Origin of the sequence: Cnuella takakiae (assembly GCF_001953305.1) — a bacterium.
GTDB lineage: Bacteria > Bacteroidota > Bacteroidia > Chitinophagales > Chitinophagaceae > Flavisolibacter > Flavisolibacter takakiae.
In genome coordinates this window covers 4407387-4429277 of the sequence record NZ_MTFE01000010.1, presented here as the reverse complement: position 1 = coordinate 4429277, position 21891 = coordinate 4407387, and the positions used below count along the sequence as shown (strand labels likewise).

The 21891-nt window shown below is 50.9% G+C and carries 15 protein-coding genes; 11 read left to right on the top strand and 4 right to left on the bottom strand.

The window, feature by feature from the left end; genetic code table 11:
- Nucleotides 1–73 precede the first annotated feature (73 nt).
- Nucleotides 74–3535 carry a transcription-repair coupling factor gene (gene mfd / locus BUE76_RS18995; RefSeq protein ID WP_073045578.1) on the top strand — a complete coding sequence of 1154 codons (3462 nt, stop codon included), beginning with the start codon at nt 74–76 and terminating at the stop codon, nt 3533–3535.
- 97 nt (nt 3536–3632) lie between these two features.
- Here the strand turns inward: mfd and BUE76_RS18990 are convergent, their stop codons facing one another.
- Nucleotides 3633–4334 (bottom strand): phosphatase PAP2 family protein, encoded by a 702-nt coding sequence (locus tag BUE76_RS18990; protein ID WP_073045580.1) that lies wholly within the window; start codon nt 4332–4334, stop codon nt 3633–3635.
- A gap of 168 nt (nt 4335–4502) precedes the next feature.
- Between BUE76_RS18990 and BUE76_RS18985 the strand changes: the two genes are divergently transcribed.
- Nucleotides 4503–7343: a M16 family metallopeptidase gene (locus tag BUE76_RS18985; protein WP_073045582.1), complete on the top strand. Its 2841-nt coding sequence runs from the start codon at nt 4503–4505 to the stop codon at nt 7341–7343.
- 99 nt (nt 7344–7442) lie between these two features.
- On the opposite strand, the gene BUE76_RS18980 is transcribed toward BUE76_RS18985, so the two are convergent.
- Complete coding sequence (locus tag BUE76_RS18980) at nt 7443–7646, bottom strand: hypothetical protein (RefSeq protein WP_073045585.1); 204 nt, start codon at nt 7644–7646, stop codon at nt 7443–7445.
- A 155-nt stretch (nt 7647–7801) separates the two neighbouring features.
- Here BUE76_RS18980 and BUE76_RS18975 point away from each other — a divergent pair, with 155 nt between their 5' ends.
- The 5 genes from BUE76_RS18975 (at nt 7802) to BUE76_RS18955 (ending at nt 16828) form a co-directional block, all read left to right on the top strand.
- Nucleotides 7802–8014, top strand: a complete 213-nt coding sequence (locus tag BUE76_RS18975) for a hypothetical protein (RefSeq protein WP_073045588.1) — start codon at nt 7802–7804, stop codon at nt 8012–8014.
- An 89-nt stretch (nt 8015–8103) separates the two neighbouring features.
- Nucleotides 8104–10215: an ATP-dependent DNA helicase RecG gene (recG, locus tag BUE76_RS18970; RefSeq protein WP_083596627.1), complete on the top strand. Its 2112-nt coding sequence runs from the start codon at nt 8104–8106 to the stop codon at nt 10213–10215.
- A gap of 238 nt (nt 10216–10453) precedes the next feature.
- Nucleotides 10454–14059: a DUF7948 domain-containing protein gene (locus BUE76_RS18965; RefSeq protein WP_073045594.1), complete on the top strand. Its 3606-nt coding sequence runs from the start codon at nt 10454–10456 to the stop codon at nt 14057–14059.
- A 14-nt stretch (nt 14060–14073) separates the two neighbouring features.
- Entirely contained in the window at nt 14074–15114 is a 1041-nt protein-coding gene (locus BUE76_RS18960; RefSeq protein ID WP_073045597.1) for a PorP/SprF family type IX secretion system membrane protein, read from the top strand.
- Between the two features lie 331 nt (nt 15115–15445).
- A complete protein-coding gene (locus BUE76_RS18955; RefSeq protein WP_245798396.1) occupies nt 15446–16828 on the top strand; it encodes an FAD-binding oxidoreductase in 1383 nt (460 codons plus the stop codon).
- Between the two features lie 15 nt (nt 16829–16843).
- Here BUE76_RS18955 and BUE76_RS18950 read toward each other — a convergent pair whose 3' ends face one another.
- The gene (locus tag BUE76_RS18950) at nt 16844–17023 is read right to left on the bottom strand and encodes a hypothetical protein (RefSeq protein ID WP_073045602.1); all 180 of its coding nucleotides are present in this window, start codon (nt 17021–17023) and stop codon (nt 16844–16846) included.
- A 16-nt stretch (nt 17024–17039) separates the two neighbouring features.
- Between BUE76_RS18950 and BUE76_RS18945 the strand changes: the two genes are divergently transcribed.
- Nucleotides 17040–17591, top strand: coding sequence for a hypothetical protein (locus BUE76_RS18945; protein ID WP_073045605.1), 552 nt, complete (start codon nt 17040–17042; stop codon nt 17589–17591).
- A gap of 367 nt (nt 17592–17958) precedes the next feature.
- Nucleotides 17959–18735 carry a DUF3108 domain-containing protein gene (locus BUE76_RS18940; RefSeq protein WP_073045607.1) on the top strand — a complete coding sequence of 259 codons (777 nt, stop codon included), beginning with the start codon at nt 17959–17961 and terminating at the stop codon, nt 18733–18735.
- A 73-nt stretch (nt 18736–18808) separates the two neighbouring features.
- Here the strand turns inward: BUE76_RS18940 and BUE76_RS18935 are convergent, their stop codons facing one another.
- The gene (locus BUE76_RS18935) at nt 18809–19345 is read right to left on the bottom strand and encodes an LOG family protein (protein WP_073045610.1); all 537 of its coding nucleotides are present in this window, start codon (nt 19343–19345) and stop codon (nt 18809–18811) included.
- Between the two features lie 226 nt (nt 19346–19571).
- Between BUE76_RS18935 and BUE76_RS18930 the strand changes: the two genes are divergently transcribed.
- Together BUE76_RS18930 and BUE76_RS18925 are read left to right on the top strand one after the other, a co-directional pair.
- Nucleotides 19572–21047, top strand: a complete 1476-nt coding sequence (locus tag BUE76_RS18930; protein WP_073045613.1) for a sodium:solute symporter — start codon at nt 19572–19574, stop codon at nt 21045–21047.
- Nucleotides 21048–21168: 121 nt separating this feature from the next.
- Nucleotides 21169–21810 carry an O-methyltransferase gene (locus BUE76_RS18925; RefSeq protein WP_073045614.1) on the top strand — a complete coding sequence of 214 codons (642 nt, stop codon included), beginning with the start codon at nt 21169–21171 and terminating at the stop codon, nt 21808–21810.
- Nucleotides 21811–21891 lie beyond the last annotated feature (81 nt).

Genomic DNA, 21891 nt, shown 5'->3' with positions numbered 1-21891 from the left:
ATAACGATAAAACAGGTTCCGGATTGTTTCCATCAGCAGATGGTCAAAATCGCGGGCTATCTTTGCAACCTTCATGACGACAGCGGACTTACTGAACGGCTGGATCAATACCCCCCGTCTTTTTTCTTTAGCGGACAGGCTTACTATGTCCGCCCCCCAAAACATCTACGTAAAAAATCTTCAGGGCAGTTCCACACAGTTTGTGGCGGCAGCGGCGTTCCTGCATCCCAGTTGCAGCCAGCTCAACCACGTGTTTGTGTGCAACGATGCCGAAGATGCGGCCTATTTCCACAACACACTGGAAAACCTCACCGGCGCCCTCAACATTTTTTACTTTCCTTCTTCTTTCAAAAACCGAAAGAACTACCGCCTGCTCAACCCCTCGCATGTGATGTTGCGTACCGAAGCGCTTACCCGCTTTTCGGCACCAACGGGTCAACGGGTTGGCGCATTGGTTACCTATCCTGAAGCCTTGTTCGAAAAGGTGGTCGTTTCAAAGGCCATTGCCAAAAACATTATCCAGGTTAAGACCAATGATGTAATAAATACGGACGAACTGTTCGAAAAGTTGGTTTCATTCGGATTTGAGCGGACAGATTTTGTTTACGAACCTGGTCAGTTTGCAGTACGGGGTGGGATCATCGATATCTACTCCTTTGGTAATGAAAAACCATACCGGATTGAGCTCTTTGGCAACGATGTAGATTCTATCCGCATCATCGACCCGGAGACCCAATTGTCGGAGCGGAGGCTTTTGCAGGTAAGCATCATTCCCAATGTGGATACGCAGTTTGAAGACGAGGATAAAGTGTCCCTGCTGGAGTTCCTGCCCGAGAACACCGTTGTATGGATGCAGGATGCCGATTTGGTAAAGGAAAGGTTGGAGTTGGAAGAAGAGAACCTCCAGTTTTTTATCGAACTACAAAAGGAACTGCAAAGCCTCCCCCCGGCCCCCTCCGGTGGAGGGGGAGGTAAAGGCAGGCGTCCGCAGGAAGAGGAAGATGTCGCCCATATAAAACCCAATGTTACCCTTGATGAATTTACTACTGCAAAAGAATGGGTAGCCCAGCTTGAAGAACGTCATAAAGTCCATTTTGGGTCTTCGCCTTCCTCCCTCCCCACCGGGGAGGGCCGGGGAGGGGCCGTTGTGTTCAACACCCGCCCGCAGCCCGCTTTCAACCGGCAGTTTGATATGCTGATGGCCGACCTAAAAAGCTGGGAAAGCAAAGGGTTTCAGCTTAACCTGTTTGCCGAAAATCCCAAGCAGCTGGAGCGGCTTTACAGCATCTTCACCGACCTTAAAGAGGAGATTACTTTTCAGCCCATTGCCACGGCCATCCACGAAGGCTTTATCGATGAAGACCTGAAAGTGGTTTGTTATACCGACCACCAGATTTTCCAGCGCTACCACAAGTACAAGGTAAAGCAGGCCTACAACAAGAATAAGGCGCTCACGCTGCGGGCCCTCCGCGAACTATCGCCCGGCGATTTCGTAACGCATATCGACCATGGGGTAGGCGTGTACAGCGGCCTGCAGAAAATAGAAGTGGGCGGCCGCATGCAGGAAGCCGTGCGCCTTATTTATAAGGACAGCGATATCCTGTATGTAAACATCAACTCGCTCCACAAAATTGCCAAGTACACGGGCAAGGAAGGTTCCGTACCCAAGGTAAACAAACTGGGTTCCGATGCCTGGACAAAACTCAAGGACAAGACCAAGGCCAAGGTTAAAGAAATTGCCTTTGACCTGATTAAATTATACGCCGCCCGTAAGGCGCAGGAAGGCTTCAAACACAGCCCGGACAACTATATGTACACCGAGCTGGAGGCTTCCTTTATTTACGAGGACACGCCCGACCAGAGCAAGGCCATTGCTGATGTGAAGAAGGACATGGAATCGCTTTCGCCCATGGACCGCCTGGTGTGCGGTGACGTGGGTTTTGGTAAAACGGAAGTGGCCGTTCGTGCCGCCTTCAAAACCTGTCTCGACGGCAAGCAGGCCGCCGTGCTGGTGCCTACTACCATCCTGGCTTTCCAGCACTACAAAACCTTTAAGGACCGCCTGAAAGATTTCCCCGTGACGGTGGATTTTATCAACCGTTTTAAAACGAGCAAGGAGAAAAAGGAAACCCTCCAAAAGTTGAAGGAAGGCAAGATCGATATCCTGGTGGGTACGCATGCCATCCTGGCCAAAGATGTACAGTTCAAAGACCTCGGCCTGCTCATCGTGGATGAGGAGCAGAAGTTTGGCGTAGCCCACAAGGAAAAGATCAAGACCTTCCGCACCAACGTGGATGCACTGACGCTTACGGCAACGCCCATTCCGCGTACCCTGCAGTTTTCGCTGATGGGTGCCCGCGATCTAAGCATCATCAACACGCCACCGCCCAACCGCCAGCCCATTCAAACAGAGGTAAAGGTGTTCCAGGAAGATTTTATCCGTGATGCCATTTACTTTGAAACCGAAAGGGGCGGGCAGGTATTCTTTATCCATAACCGGGTAAACGGTTTGCCGGAAATGGCTTCGCTCATACAGGGTTTGTGCCCCGACCTGTCCGTTGGTTTTGCCCATGGCCAAATGGAAGGCCACGAGCTGGAAGAGCATATCCTCGATTTTATTGATAAGAAATACGATGTGCTGGTGTGTACCAATATCGTAGAAAGCGGTGTGGACATTCCGAACGTCAATACCATTATCATCAACAACGCGCACCAGTTTGGCCTGAGCGACCTGCACCAATTGCGGGGCCGCGTAGGCCGCAGCAACAAGAAGGCCTTCTGTTACCTGTTGGCGCCGCCCATGAGCACCCTTCCCAACGACAGCCGCAAGCGCCTCCAGACCCTGGAGCAGCACTCGGAACTGGGCTCCGGTTTCCAGATCGCCATGCGCGATTTGGACATCCGTGGTGCCGGTAACCTGCTGGGTGGTGAGCAAAGTGGTTTTATGGCGGAGATCGGTTTTGAGATGTACCAGAAAGTATTGAACGAAGCTATCCGCGAACTGAAGCGCACCCAGTTCAAAGACCTGTTCAAAGAGGAAATTTCCAAGCAGGATGATTTCGTGCAGGACTGTACCATCGATACCGACCTGGAGATCCTGATCCCGGATAGCTACGTGGAGAATATCACGGAGCGCCTTTCTCTATACACCCGCCTCGACAACTGCGAAACGGAAGAAGAACTGGAGGCCATGCAGGCCGAACTCCACGACCGCTTTGGCGATGTGCCCCAGCCTGTTAAGGACCTCTTTATCACCGTACGCTGCCGCAAGCTGGCAGTGGAGCTGGGTTTTGAAAAAATGTCGTTGAAAGACGATACCCTGCGTTGCTTCTTTATTAACCGCCCCGACTCGCCGTATTTTGAATCGGATACCTTTAAGGCTATACTTGATTATGTGCAAACGGGCACCAACAAGGCCCGCCTGAAACAATCGGGTAAGAACTTTTTGCTGGTAGTGGAGCCGGTAAAAGGCATGGGCGAGTTGCTGCGTTTCCTGCAGCATATGCACAAGCAGGTAGTGGGCGTTGCCGCATAGGTTTTTTGGAACCACGGAGACATGTTGACACGGAGTATCACAGAGAAACTGTGTACCTCCCTGTCGCTGTGACTCCGTGTTTTTTTTTGCTTTTGTTTCAATAAAAGCTGGGCAACTGCTTTTTCATCCTCGCAGCCCGGTACCGTTCCAAGAGCCAGTAGCTCGCTTGTGCCGACAGAATGCCCACACCGGCGCCGCCCACCACATCACTCACCCAATGCTCGTTGTGCCGTACCCTTTGCGCAGCGGTAATGCCGGCCAGCAGGTAGCCGCCCCAACTCAGTACGGGATGAGTTTCCTTTAGCTCAAGCCGCCAAATGGTGGCGCCGGTAAAAGCAATAGCGCTGTGCCCGGAAGGAAAACTGTTGTTGCCTGAGCCGTCGGGTCTTTCTCGTTTAAATAATTGTTTGCCACTCCACACCGCACCTGCCATAACGAGGTGTGCCGATGCCTGCAACAGCAACTGCTGTCTTAGGGTGTGCGTGGTTTGTACCCCGGCAGCCTTCAGTGCCAGTATGCCCGTTGCCGGTGCCCAGCGCAGGTAACTGTCCCAGTTGCCGCGGCCTGCAGCAGCGGGTGCAAAGTGCTGGCTGGTTTTGGTATCGGCATTGTGTAAAAAACCAATGGATGGTGCGGCGATGCCATAAGCCGTCATCAATACAGGCAGGGCAGCCTGTTGCCAGTGCAGGATGGAAAGTTGGGAAGTATCAACAGTTGTAAGTGAAGTCGGTTGGGCCTGCGCCTGTGCGGCATGCCATCCGGAAATCCATAAAGCAGCAGCTACTAAAAGTCGGTTCAAGAATAGGTATTTGCCGTAAAAATAACGGAAGGGTAGCAGTGGCCGCCAACGGGTTGTTTTCAGGCAGTAAAAAGGGGAGTTTAAGGTTGCAATAATTATCCATAAGGGTCAACTTATTATACATAATGATGATTATCTTAATGCAACATCACCCAACAACTGCAACAAATGAAAAGAAACCAATTACTGCTAACCTTTTGCGGCTGGCTGTTCAGTACCGCTTTATGTGCACAGTTCAATCCACAATCGCCCATACCCATGGATGGCCGGGTAAAGGTGGGCAAGCTGTCCAACGGGCTTACCTACTACATCCAAAAGAACCCAAAGCCTGAAAAGAAAGTAGAACTCCGGCTGGTAGTTAATACTGGCTCGGTGCTGGAAGATGAGGACCAGCAAGGGCTGGCCCACTTCATGGAGCACATGGGTTTTAATGGCTCCAAGAACTTTCCTAAAAACGAACTGGTCAACTACCTGCAAAAGACCGGCGTAAAGTTTGGCGCCGACCTCAACGCCTATACTTCCTTTGATGAAACGGTATACATCCTGCCCATTCCTTCCGACAATCCCGAGACGGTTGAAAAAGGGTTTATGGTGCTGGAAGACTGGGCTTTCAACAACCTGATGGACAAGGCGGAGATTGAAAAGGAAAGGGGCGTGGTGCTGGAGGAGTCGCGTTTGCGCAAAGGCGCCAATGAGCGGATGAGCCGCCAGTATTTTCCCAAACTGTTTTTCGGCTCCCAATACGCCAGCCGCCTGCCCATTGGCAAAGACTCCATCCTGCAACATTTTAAACCGGAGGCACTGCAGCGTTTTTACAAACAATGGTACCGCCCCGAGTTGATGGCCGTGATGGTGGTGGGCGATATCGACCCCGCGGTAGCCGAGCAAAAGATCAAAACCCATTTTGGCAAAGCCAAAAACCCGGCAGGTGCACCCAAGCGGCCGGCTATTATACCCATACAAAACCGCAAGGCACCCGAAGCCCTCGTGCTCACCGACGAGGAAGCTACCAATACCATATTACAGGTGTACAACTATGTAAAGCCAGACGAGAAAGTGACCACCTGGGCCGACTACCGGAAGAACATGGTGGAAAACCTCACCACTTCCCTGATCAACCAAAGACTGGATGAATTATCGCAAAAGGAAAACCCGCCCTTTGTGTTTGCGGCTACCAGCTTTGGCTCATTTGTAAGGGGCTACCGGGCCTTCAACTCTTTTGCCGTGCTGGCCGGCGGCACCGCCCAGCAGGCTGTAGATGCCCTGATGCTGGAAACAGAAAGGGCCCGCAAGTACGGTTTCCTGCCAGCGGAGCTGGAAAGAGCCAAGGCCAGCCTGATGAATGGTGTGGAGCAGATGAATAAGGAACGTGATAAAATGGAATCGGGCCGCATTGTGCAGGGCTATGTACAACATTTCCTCGAAGGCCGCCCTGTGCTCGATCCTGCCGACCGGTACAAGTATGTACAAAATGTGCTGCCCACCATCACGCTGGAAGAAGTGAATGCATTTGCCAAGGGCATGCCCTCCAACGATAATGCCTTTGCCCTCATCACCGCACCTGCAAAAATGAAGGACCAACTGCCCGACAATGCGGGTTTGCTGAATGCCGTTGTAGTTGCCGCCAATAAGCCTGTTACCCCTTACGAGGAAAAGGCGGTGGCCAAACAACTGATGGACCAGGAACCGGTAGCCGGTACCATTGTAAAGGAAACAAAGAACGCCAGACTGGGTATCACCGAACTGGCTTTAAGCAACGGCATTACCGTCACACTGAAACCTACCACCTTCAAAAACGACCAGATAATGATGGACGGCTGGCGGCATGGCGGTTACCACCGATTTGACCTGGCCAATAAAGAAAATGCAAAGAACGCAGCATCCATTGTTGCGGCCATGGGGGTAAAGGATATGGCGCCCACCGACCTGCAGAAATTCCTTTCCGGTAAAACGGTGTCCATCAGGCCTTATATCAACAACCACGAGGAAGGAATTGAAGGCGTCAGCAACGTGAAGGATTTTGAAACCTTCCTGCAACTGGCGCACCTGTATTTTACCCAGCCCCGGAAAGATGCGGGCTTGTACAATGCCTTTGTGTCGAAAGAAAAGAGCATGGTGCAGTTCCTCAAGCAAAACCCAAGGGCTTTCTTCCAGGACACGCTTACCAAGATCCTGTACGCCAACCACCCCTGGGCCAACGATTTCCCCTCGGAGGAATTGTACAACCAACTGAGCCTGGATGGGGTGCTGGCTGCCTATCACACCATTTTCGACAATGCCAATGGCATGCATTTCACTTTTGTGGGCAACCTGGATGAAGCTGCTGTAAAGCCCCTGCTGGCAAAATACCTGGGTTCGTTGCCTGCTACAAAAGAGGAGATAGCTTATAAGGATAATGGCATGCGGCCGGTGCGGGGCGTAGTGAATGCAGCCATCCGCAGGGGCAAGGAACCTCAAAGCCTGATCACCCTCACCTTTGCCGGCGATACCAGGTATACACCCGAAGCGGACCTCGCTTTCAGGGCCATGCTGGAAGTGCTGAACATTAGGGTGACCGAAAAACTGAGAGAAGAGATGAGCGGTATTTATGGCGGCGGCTTTTATGGCTCCATCATCCGCAGGCCCTACGAGCATTACAGCATTTCGGCCAGTATGCCCTGCGGCCCCGAGAATGTAGACAAGCTCACGGCAGCACTCAAGGGCCTGATCACCGAGCTGCAGCAAAAAGGGCCGGAACAGAAAGATTTGGACAAGGTGAAAGAAACCTGGCGCAAGCAGTACCGTACCAACCTGCAGGAAAATGACTTTCTGTTGTCCTACCTGTCGGGGGCCTGGATAGACCGGAACGACCCGGAAAAGCTGTTGCAGTACGAGGCCATGGTAGATGCGCTTACCGCCAAGGCCGTGCAGCAGGCCGCGCAGCAATATTTGGATATGAACAACTATGTGCAGGCCGTGTTGTATCCCGAGCAGGCTAAAACGGAAGCACAGCCTGTAAAAGCATTTTAATACTACTCAGATCCTCCATTTCTTGAAGAAATGGAGGATCTGTATCAAAGCAAAAGGCGCCAATTGGCGCCTTTTGCAGTTTTATCAAGCAGTTGGTAATTACCAGCCTTGTTTGGCAATGCCGGCTTTGATAGCGGCGAGTGCCTTTTCTTCACCACACAGGGTGGTGAGTTTGTTTCCTTTACCGTCGTTGCCCTGTACCATGTAAGCACCTTTAGCGGTTTTGGTTACCACTGCGTCCAGGATGGGTACATTCTTCTCTTTGGTTTTTACATTGTAGGCGGTAAGTTGGATCTCTGCCATATCACAAAATTTTATGGTTAGTAAAGGCTAAAACTACAGGATTACGGCAAAACAGGGGCCAAAAGTTCTCCACGCAGCCCTTTGTCAGGGCGGGGTAACAAGCGGTGGCGGAAGGTGTGGTATCGGTTTTTTATCTTTTATGTAAACAAATAATCATGGATAACCGTACTCAGAACCAGGACAACAGGCCTAAGGAAAAGGGGGAGGAGCAGGAAGGGCATCAAGAAGCCGGAAGCCTGCAAACTAACCAGCAGCATACCCATATCGACAATGCCCATGCTGCTGGTTTGGGGTCCATGGGGCGCAATGATGAGAAGCTGCCCAACGAGGCAGATGAGGAAGAGGATGGCCCCGAGCCCAATTACTGAGCCTTGAAACCGGGTTTAGAACAACAGGCTGAACGGCATATTGGGATGGGAGGCTTCCGGCCCTTAATTTTGCGCTAAAGAAATTAGCCATCGCTCCTTCCGCAGCCATATTATCACATCCCATTGAATACCTGAAAGGGGTTGGCCCCCAGCGGGCCGAACTGCTCAAAAAAGAGCTGGGGCTTTTTACGTTCAACGACCTGCTGCACCATTTCCCCTATCGCCACCTCGACCGTACGCGGATTCACCGGATCGTGGAACTTAACCCATCGGTGGAGTTTGCACAGGTAAAGGGCCGCCTGCTTTCGTACGAAATAATAGGGGAGAAGAGCGCCAAACGCCTTGTGGCTCAGCTCCGCGATGAAACCGGCATCATTGAACTTACCTGGTTCAAGGGCCTCACCTGGGTGCAGAAGTCGTTATACGAAGGCTCCACCTATGTAGTTTTTGGTAAGCTGGGCTTTTTTATGGGCAAGCCCCAGATGGTGCACCCCGAAATAGAGGCGGGTGCAACCGAGGCCGTTCCGGTAAAGAATTTCCTGGAGCCTATATACTCGACTACTGAAAAGCTGAAGAGCCGCGGGTTGGGCGGCCGCCAGATTGCTACCCTTTCGGTTGGCCTGTTCAACCTGATATCGGAGCGCGATCTGCCCGAGAACCTGCCGGATGACCTGATCCAGCATTACCGCTTCCCGCCTCGTTTTGAAGCATACCGGCAGGTACATTTTCCTACCAGTACCGAAAAATATGAGGGCGCTATCCGTCGCCTCAAGTTCGAGGAGTTGTTTATTGCGCAACTGAGGCTGGCCATGTTGCGCCAGCAAAGGCATTCCTACTCCCGTGGCGTGATCTTCGACAAAGTGGGCGATCATTTCCTCGACTTTTACAACAAGCACCTGCCCTTCCAGCTTACCGGCGCCCAAAAGCGGGTGCTCAAGGAAATCAGGCAGGATACCGCCACCGGCCACCAGATGAACCGCCTGCTTCAGGGTGATGTGGGCTCGGGTAAAACCATTGTTGCGTTGCTGAGCATGCTGCTTGCTGCCGACAACGGCTACCAGGCATGCCTGATGGCGCCTACCGAAATCCTGGCCCAACAGCACTTTGCCGCCATCAGCGCACTGCTCAAGGAAATGAGTATTGGTGTGGCCCTGCTTACCGGGTCTACCAAGACGGCTGCCCGAAAGAAGCTGTTGCCCCAGCTGGCAGATGGCTCCATCAGCCTGTTGGTAGGTACCCATGCCCTGATAGAAGAAGTAGTGCAGTTTAAAAGCCTGGGGCTGGTGGTGATCGACGAACAACACCGTTTTGGCGTAGCCCAAAGGGCAAGGCTTTGGAAAAAAGCAGTCGTCCCGCCGCATGTGCTGGTGATGACCGCAACACCCATTCCCCGTACCCTGGCCATGACGGCTTATGGCGACCTGGATTATAGCGTAATGGATGAATTGCCACCCGGCCGCCAACCAATTACTACGGTTCATCGTTATGATGATCACCGGGTGAGCGTAATGGATTTTATCCGAACGGAAATTGACAAGGGCCGTCAGGCTTATATCATTTTCCCGCTGATTGAGGAAAGTGCCAAGCTGGATTACGAGAACCTAATGGAAGGCTACGAGCATGTAAAAGCATTCTTCCCTGAGCCTAAGTTTTGGATCAGCATGGTACACGGCCGCCAGCCCGCCGATCAGAAGGAGTGGAACATGCAACGTTTTGTAACCGGAGATACGCAGATCATGGTATCCACCACGGTGATTGAAGTGGGTGTGAACGTGCCCAATGCCTCGGTGATGGTGATTGAAAATGCGGAAAAATTTGGTCTATCGCAACTGCACCAGTTGCGGGGCAGGGTAGGCCGGGGTGCCGAAAAAAGCTATTGCATCCTGATGACCGGGCCCAAATTGAGTAATGATGCCCGGGAACGAATCAAGACCATGGTGGCTACCAACAATGGTTTTGAAATTGCAGAGAAAGACCTGGAGATTCGTGGTCCCGGTGATATTGAAGGAACCCGCCAAAGCGGCGCCCTCAACCTGAAGCTGGCCGACCTGCTGAAAGACAAAGCCATTTTGGAGGCGGCCAGAGAAGCCGCCGAAAGAATAGTGAGCACCGATGCCGAACTGGAAGCCCCCGAGAACATCCGGTTGAAACAATACCTGATGTCCTTGAAAGGGAAAACCGTTTGGAGCAAGATCTCCTGATGTCCTGGTCTATACCCCCTGAAACGCCTTACCTGTTCTGCCGGTTCGCCGGTTTTTTATCCCTGTCATTCTATAATTTATTCATTTGTGCTTGTACCAGTTTGCTGTTATTGTGCTGCGGGTTAGTGGCGGGTACGGGTAAGTTTTGGCAAAAGGATAAGATTTGCAATTCCTAAACAGGAGCGGATGCCAGGCTATGCAATATTTGCCGAATTATTAAGTTAATTTCAAAAGTACCTTGAAACCTAAGCGCTACATATTTAGCCTCCTGATTGCCTGCCTCTCCACTTTACTGACCTGGGGACAGTACAATGAAGCCGTACAGTTTGTGGAAAACCGGGGGCAGTGGGATCCTTCTGTCCGGTTCAGGGCCGAAGTGCCGGCAGGTGAAATTTATATCCACAACAATGGCTTTACCGTTGTGCAGCACAACCCGCAGGATTGGGAAGAAATGGCCAGCCTGGTACATGGGCACAACCATGGCAACGATAAGGATGATCCCCGAAGAGAATACCCAGGTGGCAAGCCTGGAGCTGTAAAGGCAGGTGGCCTTACCCTTCGGTCGCATGCTTACCGTGTTGCCTTTGCCGGTGCCTCGCCGGTAGCAGCCTTGAAAGCAGATAAGGCCATCAAAACCTTCAACAACTACATTCTCGGTAATGACCCTTCCAAATGGGCTTTTGATTGCAAAATCTACCAGGGTATTACCATTGAGAACCTCTATCCCAATATCGATATCCGGTATTACTCGGAGAAAGGACGGCTGAAATATGACCTGATTGTAAAACCCGGTGGCGATCCTTCCCGTATCAAAATGCAGTACGATGGTGTAGAGCAGCTGCTGCTGAAAAACAAAGAGCTGCTGATCCCTACTTCTGTTGGTACCCTGAAGGAAATGGCGCCTTATACCTACCAGGCTGGGGCCGCAGGCCGTAAGGAAATTGCCAACAAATACATCGTGGAAAACAAATCGGTTCGGTTCGACATCCGCAATTACGACCGGGCACAACCGCTGGTAATAGATCCCACGCTTATCTTCTGCTCCCTGAGTGGCAGTACCCGCGACAACTGGGGTTTCACCGCTACTTATGGTCCGGATGGTTCGCTCTACGGCGGTGGTATCGCCCTTGAAGGCGGCTTTCCCGTATCTGTGGGTGCCTTCCAGCAAACTTATGCCGGCGGCAGCAATCCTGTTCCTTCCGATATTGCCATCATAAAATTGACCCCCGACGGTAGCCAACGGGCATACGCTACTTATATCGGTGGCTCGGGCAATGACCAGCCACACAGCCTGATCGTGGATGCACAAGGCAACCTTGTGATTGCGGGCCGTACCAATTCTGTTAACTACCCGACTACTGGCGCCAACTTCGGTGCTGCCCAGCAATATGATATTGTGGTAACCAAGCTCAATGCCACCGGCACTGGCCTGGTAGGCTCGCGCCGTATTGGTGGTCGTGGCGACGATGGCGTGAATATCAACGCCAGCCGTGATGGCGCCAACTCGCTGCAACGCAACTACGGCGACGATGGCCGCAGCGAAGTGATCCTGGATGGCGCTGGCAACGTTTATGTTGCTTCCAGCAGCCGCTCTGCCGATATGTTTACCCGCAATGCCGGGCAAACAACATTGAGTGGTTCCCAGGATGCAGTAATATTAAAAATGACTCCCGACCTGGGTGATGTGCTGTTTTGCACCCTCTTTGGTGGTACCGGCGACGATGCGGCTTATGTGCTTTCCATCAACCCCATGGATGGTAATATTTATGTGGCCGGCGGCACGGGCAGCAATAACCTCCCGGGCAATACCAGTGGCAGTATCTATCCTGGCAGCCAGGGCAATATCGATGGCTATGTAGCCATTTTTACACCGGGCGGTAACCTGCTGCGCACCACCTACGCCGGTACATCCGGCATCGACCAGATCTATGGTATCCAGTTCGACCGTTTTGGTTTTCCTTATATCATGGGGCAAACAACGGGTAACTGGCCGATCATAAATGCAACTTATAATAACGCCGGCGCCAAGCAGTTTATAGCCAAACTGCAACCCGATCTGTCGGCCTATGTTTACTCCACAGTATTTGGCAAGGCTGCTGCAGAACCCAGTATTTCACCTACTGCATTCCTGGTAGACCGCTGCGAAAACGTGTATGTTTCCGGTTGGGGCGGATCGCTGGGGCGTAATTCTTATCCCAATTCGGGTACCGGTGGATTGCCTATCACCGGCGATGCTATTCAGCCCACCACCGATGGTGCCGATTTTTACTTTTTTGTGCTGCGCAAAAATGCTACTGCCCAACTGTTCGGTTCTTATTTCGGGCAAAGCGGCGGTGGTGCAGACCACGTGGATGGCGGTACCAGCCGGTTTGACCGCAATGGCGTGATCTATCAGGCTATGTGTGCCAACTGTCTCCAGCTGGGTTCGGTGCCTTTTCCCACCACACCGGGTGCATGGGCCGAAACCAACCCATCGAAAGGTTGTAACCTGGGGATGATCAAATTTGAAATGAACTTTTCGGGTGTAGGTTCTGGGGTAAAAGCTGGCCTCACCGGTACGTCCAACAGTATTGTGGGTTGTGTTCCTTTTACCGTTAACTTTTTGGATACAGTGCGCAATGCCCTCAGCTACGAGTGGCAGTTTGGCGATGGCTCGCCGCAGGTAACTACCGCCATCCCTACCGTAGCGCATACGTTCAACCGGGTAGGTACCTTCCAGGTGATGCTGGTGGCCATCGACTCCAGCACCTGTAATATCCGCGATACTTCTTTTATGACTGTGCGGGTAGCCGAAAACCAGGCCCGGATTGATTTCAACCCGGTAAAGCTGGAGCCTTGTGAAGCTTTCCGCTACCGCTTCGATAACCTATCCATAGGACTGGCAGGTATACCGCTGGGCCCCAATTCGTTTGAATGGGATTTTGGCGACAATACCCCAAGGGTTAAGGCTGGTACCGAACCGCTTTTCCATACTTATGCCAATGCCGGCACCTATACCGTCCGTATGTTCCTGGTAGATTCCAACTTCTGTAATGTCGGCGATTCGGTAGTGCGCACCCTTCGGGTTGCAGCCCTTGTGGATGCCGCATTTGAAACGCCACGTGCAGGTTGTGCGCCATATACTGCTGTATTCAACAATACTTCCGCAGGGGGGCAAAGCTTCCAGTGGAGTTTTGGCGATGGCGCAACATCTACAGAAAGCAGCCCGGTTCATCTTTATACCGTTCCGGGTACCTACACCGTGCGGTTGCTGGTTACCGATTCGGCAACCTGTAATGTGCTCGATACGGCTACTACCACCATAACGGTAGCAGGCGTACCCACTGCAAACTTCACTACATCGCCCCAACCGCCTACACCTAACACACCCACTACGTTCTCGCCCAGTGTTTCATCCGATGTGGTGCAATACAAGTGGCTCTTTGGTGATGGCGACAGCCTGGTAACCAATGTGGGCGGACAGGTGCAGCACCAGTACAACAGCACCGGCACCTTTAATGCCTGCTTGATTGTGTTCAATGCCGTTGGTTGTTCCGATACGGTATGTGTGCCCGTGGAAACCTTGGTGCGTATTGCCGCCGATGTGCCCACGGCATTTACCCCCACCAGCGGTGATGTGAACAGCGTGGTTTATGTGCGTGGTTTTGGCATCGCCAAAATGACCTTTACCATCTGGAGCCGCTGGGGTGTAAAAGTGTTTGAGACCAATGACCGCAATACAGGCTGGGATGGAAAATACAAAGGCACCCTGCTGCCTACAGATGTGTATGCCTACACACTGAATGTTGAATTTTTTGATGGCACCAAACTGTCGAAGAAAGGCGATATCACCCTAATCAGATAAAGGAGGAACTGGATATGAGCTCAATTTTAAAATCGTTCATTGCGCTGTTGGGGCTGGGGCTGGCGCTTGGGGCAAAGGCCCAGGACCTGCATTTTTCCCAGTTTTTCAACTCGCCGCTCACCACCAACCCTGCCAATACGGGTTTTATCCCCGATGGCGACTACCGGCTGGGTGCCCAGTTTCGCGACCAATGGTCGTCGGTGATGACCGTGCCCTACAAAACCATGAGCGCATTTGGCGATGTGCAAATCCTGAAAGACCGCATGCAGAATGGCTGGGTGGGTATTGGTGCGGTGATGCTGCGCGATGTGGCCGGCAGTGGCAACCTTACTTCCAATAAAGTATATGGCTCCATAGCCTACCACCAGATGCTGGGCCTAGCCAGCCTGTTGAGTATGGGCTTTAACGTGGGGTACGCCAGCAAGCAGATCAATGTTACCAACCTGAAGTTTCCCGACCAGTTCGACGGCCGCTTTTTTGATAATAAACTGCCAACAGCTGTTTCTCTGGCCCGTCCAAACGTAGGTTACCTCGATCTGCAGGCAGGTTTGAACTATGCCTATTTTCCGACCGATAAAATTTACCTGAATACCGGCTTTTCGGTGCACCACATCAATAAGCCAAGGGAATCCTTCTTTGACAATGAAGGCCCCTCCATCGACAACCGGGTGCCCCGCCGGTATATTGCATTTTTGAATGGCAGCTTTTTGCTCAACGAGCAGTGGATCATCAACCCCAACGCATACTTTACTTCACAGGCCAAGGTGAGCCAGTTAGTGGTGGGTGCAAATGCGCACTACAACCTTTCAGGCGATGGGGAGAATGTGTTGATCGGTGGCCTCTACTACCGCCACAAGGAAGCGGTGATCCCCATGATCGGGCTGGGGTATAAGGACTATGCTTTTACCTTCAGTTACGACGCTACCATCTCTACCCTGCGCAATTTCAATAATACCCGTGGCGCCTTCGAGTTTTCGCTGGTAAAACAAGGGGTGTTTAATAAGTGGCAGGGCGACAGGAGGGCAACCATCTGTCCTTCGTTTAAAAACATGTAACCAGTGATGTGTATAGTTAATAAATGATTTGTAGAAGAGGCGTCTGATAAGGACGCCTTTTTGTTTTTGTGACTGGAGGTTTTTTTAGGTAAATAGGCAGTTGTTGGTGAATGAGCTAATAAAAAGCTTTGCGCCGATGTGTTGGGTTTTGTTTAGGTTTTGGGCTATAAATTTTGTTCTTTTCGGTTATGTGCCCCATGTTTTTAGAAAAATTTCAATAATTAGGTATCTTTTTTATCAATTATAATCGTACAAATCTGCGGTTTCCCGAACTTCGCCATAGATCATTTTCCCCATCAATATGACTACAGCCACGCAAACCCTTCCGGTTTTGGAACAATTGGAAACTTTTCGCCAGATCGTAGGTGCTCAATATGTATTTGTGGATGAAGAAGTACTGTATAATTACAGCCATGATGAAACCGAGCACCTGAGCTTTTTGCCCGACGTGGTGATCAAACCCCGTACGCCGGAAGAGATCAGCGCCATCATGAAAATTTGCAACAGGTATGGCATTCCTGTAACACCGCGTGGTGGCGGTACCGGCCTGAGTGGCGGCGCATTGCCCCACCTGGGTGGCGTGTTGCTGAGCATGGAACGCCTGAATACCATCCTGGAAATAGACGAGCGCAACCTGCAGGTAACTACCGAGCCTGGTGTGATCACCGAGGTATTGCAGGACGCCGTTAAAGAAAAAGGTTTGTTCTATCCACCCGACCCTTCCTCCAAAGGTTCCTGCTTTATTGGTGGCAATATTGCCGAAAACAGCGGTGGCCCAAAGGCAGTAAAATATGGCGTAGTGAAAGACTACGTGATCAACCTGGAAGTAGTGCTGCCTACGGGTGAGATCATCTGGACCGGTGCCAATGTGCTGAAAAACTCTACCGGTTACAACCTTACCCAGCTCATGGTGGGATCGGAAGGAACCTTGGGTATTGTCACCAAGATCGTTTTGAAATTGATTCCCCTGCCAAAATACGACCTGCTGATGCTGGTGCCTTTCCAGAACCTGGAAAAGGCCGGCGAGGCGGTAAGTGCCATCTTCCGCGCTGGTTTTACACCCAGTGCACTGGAGTTGGTGGAAATTGACGCACTGAAGATTACAGCCGCTATGGTAGGTGCTTCGGTGGTGGCTGTTACCGAAGATACGGCCGCCCACCTGATCATTGAAGTGGATGGCAATAACGTGGACGTGCTGATGCAGGAAATGGAAGCCATTGCCGAATTGATGGTGCAGTATGAGGGCGGTGAAGTGTATTTTGCCGATGACGCCCAGCAAAAGGCAGAGTTGTGGAAACTCCGTCGCCGTGCCGCTGAAGCCGTAAAACTGGAAGGTTATACCATCGAAGAAGATACCGTGGTACCCCGCGCCGAGTTGCCCGCCCTCATTCACGGGGTAAAGGAACTGGGAAAACAGTACCACTTCCATTCGGTATGTTATGGCCATGCCGGCGATGGCAACCTCCACATCCGCATCAAAAAGCCCGGTACCCAAAACAGCCAGGAAGATCCGGAAATTCAAACCGCTATCCGCGCTTTATTTGAACTGGTACGCGAACTGGGTGGTACCATCAGCGGTGAACACGGCATTGGACTGGTACAAAAAGGTTTTATGGATATCATGTTCAGGGAAGCTCAGTTCCGCTTGTTCCGTGAGATCAAGAAGGCTTTCGATCCCAACAACATCCTGAATGCAGGAAAGATTTTTAATTAAGAATAAATGGGGTCACTAAGCCCAGCTTAATAGTACCTGCTTAAATTTTGTAAATGCGGCAATCCCAAGGATTGCCGCATTGTTTTTAGCACCAACCAAGCCTTTACCTTTTTCGTTTAGAATGGAAGTGTGCACAAAAGAAATTTGGGCTGGTAAAAACGGAGGTATACCTGCCTTGAAATACTCCGATTCCATGCAGTAGATTTACCCTATGAAACACCTTAACCTGATTCTTGGTTTTTTCCTGCTTTTTGTTGGTGTTGCTGTGCAGGCACAGGACGAGCCCATGCAAAACCGCTGGTTCACCGGGGGAAACTTCGGGCTTTCTTTTGGTACTTATACGTTTGTCAATATTTCGCCACAGATAGGTTACCGCTTTACCGACAAGGTTGCTGCCGGTGGCGGGGTTAATTTCCAGTACATTTCGGACCGCACCCGGGTAAATGGCGAAACCGTTTACCGAACCAATAGGGGTGTGGGTGGCCTGAATGTATTTGGCCGGTTTTACCCAGTACCGCAGTTCATGGTACAGGTACAACCCGAAGCCAATTATGTGTGGGGAAAGGACAAGGACTTCATCAACAACCAGGAGTTTCGTTTCGATCCCAGGGTGGTGCCCAGCCTGCTGCTGGGTGGCGGACTTGTGTTGCCTACCGGCCGAAATGCCCTCATCATATCGGCTTTTTATGATGTTATCCAGGACCCCGATGCGCCATATGGCCGCAGGCCCATCGTCAATTTTGGTTATAACCTCGGCTTTTAAAGTATCCCTGGCAATTGGTACTGTTTTAAAATGCCCCGCTGCAGGCAACTGAACCGCTGCTTTCTTCCATTCATCCGCATTATACATGGTTTCGTAGTATAAGTGCTTTTAATGGGTTGGTCGCGCTGTTACTTTGTATTGTCAACTGGAAGTTAAAGGGGGAAAATACCGTGGTGTTAGCCTGCCGGTACGATTAACTTTGATCTCTGAATTGCAACGAAATACGGCTGTGATTGGTCTATTAAACGAAAACACGGCAGTGCGGTCTTAATGTCGTTATTAGAGTTGCAGCCAAACCTGCTCTTCAGTTGTTTCGTAACTAAAATGTCCCGGAGCCTCTTTGTTTCGGGTTAATTCAATACAGGATATGAAGCGAATTTTATGTTTAATGCTGGTGGGGATCACCGCACTGTTGCAGCCGCTGGCAGCACAGGAGGTGGCTTTCCAGTCGGGAGAAAAGATATCCTATACCGTCTTCTACAATGTTATTGGCCTTTATGTAAATGCGGGTAGTGCCACTTTTTCCGCTTTGCAAAAAAACGGGGGACCCGAAAGCGTGTACCACCTGGTAGGCGAGGGGGTAACCAACTCGCGGTACGACTGGATCTTCAAGGTGCGCGACCGGTACGAAAGCTATTATGACCTTGAAAACCAGCGCCCGGTCAAATTTATCCGCAATGTGCAGGAAGGCGATTACCGCAAGTACGAAGAAGTAACTTTCGACCACGACAACAAGGTGGCTGTTTCCAGCAAAGGAAAGGTAAAGCTGCCCCACCATGTGCAGGATGTGATCTCTTCTATCTATTACGCCCGCAATATTGATTTTTCGAGGATGAAGCCCGGCGATAAAGTGCCATTCAGCATGTACCTCGATAATGAAGTGTACAATATGTACATCCGCTTTGTGGGATACGAAAAGGTAAAAACCCGCTACGGCACTTTCAGGGCCATCAAAATAAAGCCACTGCTGCTGAAGGGGCAAACCTTTAATGGTGGCGAGGACATGTCCATCTGGGTGTCGGATGATGCCAACCGCATACCCGTTCGGATCGAAAGCCCTATTTCAGTTGGCACCATCAAGGTAGACCTGATGCATTATAAGAACCTGAAACACCCGCTGAGCTCCCTGGTAGCGCTGCGCTAAATTGAATGGCGATTGCAGGCAAAAAGCAGGTAAAACTTAAATATAAAACCCCGCTTCAGGCGGGGTTTTATATTTAAAAGTAGTGGGCAATTTCCTCCGGGCTGTTCAGCACCGTTACCTGTTCGGAAAGATTGCTGTGCAAAAAGCCCTCCCGCATCAGCATTTCCATATGGGCAATCAGGTGGTTGTAAAAGCCAGCCGTGTTGAGGATAAATACCTTTTTATCGTGCAGGGCTAGTTGATTCCAGGTAAGCACTTCATAGAGTTCGTCGAGGGTGCCGAAGCCACCCGGCAGCACAATGGCTGCATCGCAGAGTTCGTAAATCAGGCGTTTGCGCTGGTGCATGTTTTCCACCACGGTAAGCTCTGAAATACCCGTATGCTGTGCCTCCCACTCAATCAGCCGGGTGGGAATAATGCCCCGCACGGTACCGCCGGCGGCCATGCAGGCATCGGCCACGCTGCCCATCAACCCATTTTTGCCACCGCCATAAATCATGGTAATGCCCCGGGCAGCCATGATGCCACCCAACTGGCTGGCCTGTTCCGCATACATCGGGTTGGCGCCTGGCTTGGAACCGCAAAACACTGCTATTGAATTAAATGCCATTGGTTTTCATCTGTTTGCTTGCAAAGAAAAGGGAAAGCAGGAGCGTTTGGTGTTTGTTGTTTTTGGTTTTTATTTTTTGGTTACCGGAATGACATTCTAAGCAAGCACACATAGAATGACCCGCCTGAACCGCCGCCAACTTCAAAACTTTTCAAAAAACAAAAACACAAAACCCGCTATTCGCTAACTCCAAACACTAAACCGCTTATTCCTTACTTTGCGGCCTATGTCTGCAACCCTGCTGTTTTCCTTTGTAATCGGTTATTTCCTGCTCCTGCTGGTGGTGGCCTGGTTTACTTCGCGCAACTCCAATAACGATTCTTTCTTCATTGGCAACAAAAGCTCCAACTGGATGCTGGTGGCTTTTGGCATGATCGGTACCTCGCTCAGTGGGGTAACTTTTGTGAGCGTTCCGGGAGCGGTAGGGAAACCTTTTGCCGGCGGCTTTGAGGCATTTACCTATTTCCAGATCGTGATCGGTTATGTGCTGGGCTATTTTGTTATTGCCTATGTGCTGCTGCCGCTGTACTACCGGCTCAATCTCACATCCATCTATAATTACCTGAGCACCCGCTTGGGATTTGTGTCCTATAAAACCGGTGCTTCCTTCTTTATCCTGTCCCGCACGCTTGGTGCTACGGCCCGTTTGTACCTGGTGGTGGCCATTCTCCAGGAAGCAATCCTTGCCTCTTTTGGGGTGCCCTTCTGGCTGACTACACTCATCATCCTCATTATGATATTGGTGTACACCTTTGAAGGCGGGGTGAAAACCATTGTGTACACCGATACCCTGCAAACCACCTGTATGCTGGTGGGCCTGGTAATTTGCGTGATATACATCCTCAAATCCCTCAACATCAGCTTTGGAGAAGGCCTGCAGACCCTTTCCGGAAAAGGACTTACCCGCATGTTTGTATTTGACCCATCCAGCCGCCTGTTCTTCCTGAAGCAAATGCTGGCGGGAGCTTTTATTACCATCACCATGACGGGTATGGACCAGGAGATGATGCAAAAGAACATCAGTGTAAAAACCCTCCACGACTCGCGCAAGAACATGCTGAGCTTTGCCTTCATACAGGCTGCGGTGGTACTGCTGTTTCTTTTCCTGGGTGGACTGCTGTACCTCTATGCTGCCGAGCGGGGCATCACTACGGCTCCCGACAAACTTTTTCCCACCATTGCCCTGGGTGAAGGCATTCCGGCCATCATTTCCATCATTTTTATCATTGCCCTTATCTCGGCGCTTTTCCCATCTGCCGATGGCGCCATAACCGCGCTTACTTCTTCTTTCTGTATTGATATACTGGGCCTAAAACGACGCGAGGACCTGGATGAAAAAGCGCAAAAACGTACCCGTAAAACAGTGCACCTGGTATTTGCCCTGATCTTCCTGGCCCTTGTGATGGTATTTAAATGGATCAATTCTTCCAGCATGATTGGGGTAATCCTTAAAGTGGCAGGGTACACTTATGGGCCGCTGCTGGGTCTTTTTACGTTTGGCCTGGTTACCAAACGCCAGGTTGCCGACAGGCTGGTACCTTATGTGGCGGTAGCCGCTCCCCTCATTTGTTTTTTCATCGACAAATACCAAAAAACGCTTTTCGGAGATTTTGAAATTGGTTTGGAGTTGATCCTCATCAATGGCTTGCTTACCTTCGCCGGCCTTTTGCTGATTTCTAGAAAAGGAAAGCAGGAGATTTAGGTATTGGATATTAGGTATTTGGAAATGGGTTTTGGGTATTGCTGGTAGTCAATTCCTAATACCCAATCACCAATCACTAAGCAATAATCACCAGTACCCAATCACCAATACCTATTACCCCATGGACATCCTTCCCGATATTGTATTGCAATACGCCGAACGGTTTTCTTCGCCGGAGGACGAGCTGTTGCAGGAAGTGCATGCCTTCACGGTGGCCAACCATCCCAAGGCGCATATGATCAGCGGTAAGGTACAGGGCAAGTTCCTGAAGATGATCTCCTGTATGATCAGGCCGCGGCGGGTGCTGGAGATTGGCACCTTTACGGGCTATAGTGCACTTTGCCTTGCCAAGGGGTTGGCAATAGATGGCGAGCTGCATACGTTAGAACTAAGGGAAACCGATGCGCAGACGGCTTTAGGCTTTTTCAACCGTTCCCCGTACCGCCAGCAGATAAAACTGCATATAGGTGATGCAATGGAAAAGCTTGGAGAACTGGAGGAGGAGTGGGATTTGGTCTTCATAGATGCCGACAAGACCCGGTACCTGGCTTATTTAACCGAAATTCTACCCAAAGTGCGGGTAAACGGTTTTATTTTCGTGGACAATACACTCTTTCACGGACAGGTATTGGAACCCGAAATCAAAGGCAAGAATGCCAGGGCCATACAGGCTTTCAACGAACAACTGCAACAGGTACCCGGCATCGAGTATGTGTTGCTACCCCTTCGGGATGGATTAACGATGATTAGAAAGGTTGCATAAGTTGGATGGTTCAACAGGCAGTGAAGCAGGAATAGTGTGTGTGAATGAAACCTTTAACCTTAAACTGTAAAACCCAAAAAC

Coding starts and splice junctions, on each gene's coding strand:
- BUE76_RS18980 (WP_073045585.1), bottom strand. CDS start 7,646: ATGGCAGAGATCCAACTTACCGCCTACAATGTAAAAACCAAAGAGAAG.
- BUE76_RS18950 (WP_073045602.1), bottom strand. CDS start 17,023: ATGGAATCGGAGTATTTCAAGGCAGGTATACCTCCGTTTTTACCAGCC.
- BUE76_RS18930 (WP_073045613.1), top strand. CDS start 19,572: ATGTCTGCAACCCTGCTGTTTTCCTTTGTAATCGGTTATTTCCTGCTC.
- BUE76_RS18985 (WP_073045582.1), top strand. CDS start 4,503: ATGAAAAGAAACCAATTACTGCTAACCTTTTGCGGCTGGCTGTTCAGT.
- BUE76_RS18925 (WP_073045614.1), top strand. CDS start 21,169: ATGGACATCCTTCCCGATATTGTATTGCAATACGCCGAACGGTTTTCT.
- BUE76_RS18935 (WP_073045610.1), bottom strand. CDS start 19,345: ATGGCATTTAATTCAATAGCAGTGTTTTGCGGTTCCAAGCCAGGCGCC.
- BUE76_RS18945 (WP_073045605.1), top strand. CDS start 17,040: ATGAAACACCTTAACCTGATTCTTGGTTTTTTCCTGCTTTTTGTTGGT.
- mfd (WP_073045578.1), top strand. CDS start 74: ATGACGACAGCGGACTTACTGAACGGCTGGATCAATACCCCCCGTCTT.
- BUE76_RS18975 (WP_073045588.1), top strand. CDS start 7,802: ATGGATAACCGTACTCAGAACCAGGACAACAGGCCTAAGGAAAAGGGG.
- BUE76_RS18940 (WP_073045607.1), top strand. CDS start 17,959: ATGAAGCGAATTTTATGTTTAATGCTGGTGGGGATCACCGCACTGTTG.
- BUE76_RS18960 (WP_073045597.1), top strand. CDS start 14,074: ATGAGCTCAATTTTAAAATCGTTCATTGCGCTGTTGGGGCTGGGGCTG.